This is a genomic window from Mesorhizobium silamurunense, assembly GCF_014843825.1.
GTDB lineage: Bacteria > Pseudomonadota > Alphaproteobacteria > Rhizobiales > Rhizobiaceae > Mesorhizobium > Mesorhizobium silamurunense.
The window spans coordinates 1-1860 of record NZ_JHQR01000290.1; the positions used below are offsets into that span (position 1 = coordinate 1).

The 1860-nt window shown below is 66.7% G+C and carries 2 protein-coding genes and 1 pseudogene; all 3 read left to right on the plus strand.

The annotated features are described in order from the left end of the window. Positions 1-392: pseudogene (locus DH10_RS29575) on the plus strand (proton-conducting membrane transporter); the annotation flags it as partial. A 158-nt stretch (positions 393-550) separates the two neighbouring features. Next, positions 551-1696 carry an aminodeoxychorismate synthase component I gene (locus DH10_RS29580; RefSeq protein WP_192385634.1) on the plus strand — a complete coding sequence of 382 codons (1146 nt, stop codon included), beginning with the start codon at positions 551-553 and terminating at the stop codon, positions 1694-1696. Then, on the plus strand, positions 1645-1860 hold a 216-nt coding region (locus DH10_RS29585; RefSeq protein ID WP_343221638.1), incomplete at its 3' end, for an aminotransferase class IV. The genes DH10_RS29580 and DH10_RS29585, both read left to right, overlap by 52 nt.

The following is a 1860-nucleotide window of genomic DNA, read 5'->3' on the forward strand; positions in this document are numbered from 1 at the left end:
AGCCCGCCACCGCCAAATCCGCCGCCGCAAAACCGGCAGCCAAGTCGACCGCCGCGCCCAAGCCGGCTGCGAGGACGGAAGCCCCCAAGGCGGCGGCAAAGAAGGCCGCGCCGGCATCGGGCAAAGCGGCTGGCGGCAAGGCCGACAATCTGCGCCGCCTGATCGGCATCGGCCCGGTCAACGAAAAGCTGCTCAAGGGTCAGGGCGTCACGACCTACGCCCAGATCGCCGCCTGGACCGATGCCGACGTCAAGCGCATCGAGGAGGTGCTCAATTTCGACGGCCGCATCGCGCGCGAGAAATGGATCGAGCAGGCGAAATTGCTGGCCGCGGGCGACGAGGCGGAATTCGCCCGCCGGTTCCCGACGGCAGGCACCGCCAGCAACACCTGATCCCGCATCGACAATGGCCAGCGCAAGGCGGCGCCCGTTGCGGACGCCGCCTTTCTCTTGGGCCAGACGCCTTTGCGCCGCCCGACGCCGTTCTCTCGATTGCGCCTGCCCCAGCCCCCATATAGAGCGATCGACTTAATTGACCGCATCCGAGGCTTATGTCCCTGCCTTCCGCCATCTTCCGCAACGACGAGACCGGCAGGCAGCTCGTCTTCGACAGGCCGCGCGAGATCATTGTCGCGCGCAGCGCGGATGAGTTCACGCCGGCGATCGAAGCAGCTCAAGCCGCATCCGACGCCGGCAAATGGCTGGCTGGCTATTTCTCCTATGAGGCCGGCTATCTGCTCGAGCCGAAGCTGGTGCCATTGCTCCCCGAGGGCCGCCGCGCGCCGCTGATCTGTCTCGGCGTCTTCGACGCGCCGCTCGAGCAGGCCGTGCGAAAGAGTTCAGGCCCCGACAGCAACGGACCGATCTTCGACGCCAGGGCGAGATGGTCCGCCGAGGACTATGCCGTTCGCTTTGCGCGCCTCCACGACCATATCCGCAAGGGCGATTGTTACCAGGGTAATCTGACCTTTCCGGTCCATGCGCAATGGTCCGGCGATCCGCTTGCCGCCTTCGACGCGCTGACCGAGCGCCAGCCGGTGAAATACGGCGCGCTGATCGCGCTCGGCGATCCGGTCGTGCTGTCGCGCTCGCCGGAACTCTTCTTCGAGATCGGTGCGGACGGCATGATCGAGACGCACCCGATGAAGGGCACGGCGCCGCGCGGCGCGACCAGGGCCGAGGACGCGCGGCTGAAGGCGTTCCTGCGCAACGACGAGAAGAACCAGGCCGAGAACCGCATGATCGTCGACCTCCTGCGCAACGACATTTCGCTGATCAGCGAGGTCGGCACGCTGGAGGTGCCGGAGCTGTTCCGCATCGAGACCTACCCGACGGTGCACCAGATGGTGAGCCGGGTGCGGGCGAAACTCTTGCCTGGTATCGGCATCCGCCAGGTCTTTGCCGCGCTCTTCCCTTGCGGCTCGATCACCGGTGCGCCAAAAATCCGCGCCATGGAGATCCTGCACGATCTGGAAGGCGTGCCGCGCGACGTCTATTGCGGCGCCATCGGCTGGGTCGCCCCCGGCGGCACAATGCGTTTTTCGGTGGCGATCCGCACCATCTCGCTCTTTGCCGATGGCGAGGCCGTCTACAATGTCGGCGGCGGCGTCGTCTTCGATTCGACGGCCGATGAGGAGTATCGGGAGTGTCTTCTGAAAGCGCGCTTCGCGACGGGAACGGTGCCGACTTCGAGCTGATCGAGACCATGCGCTGGGAACCCGGCTCGGGCTTCCTGCGCTTCGACCGCCATCTCGCGCGGCTTTATGCCTCGGCGGCGGAGCTCGGCTTTGCCTGCGACCCGCAACGGGTCGGCGAGACGCTGGCGAGCGCGGTCGGCGGCCGGCAGATCGCCATGCGCACC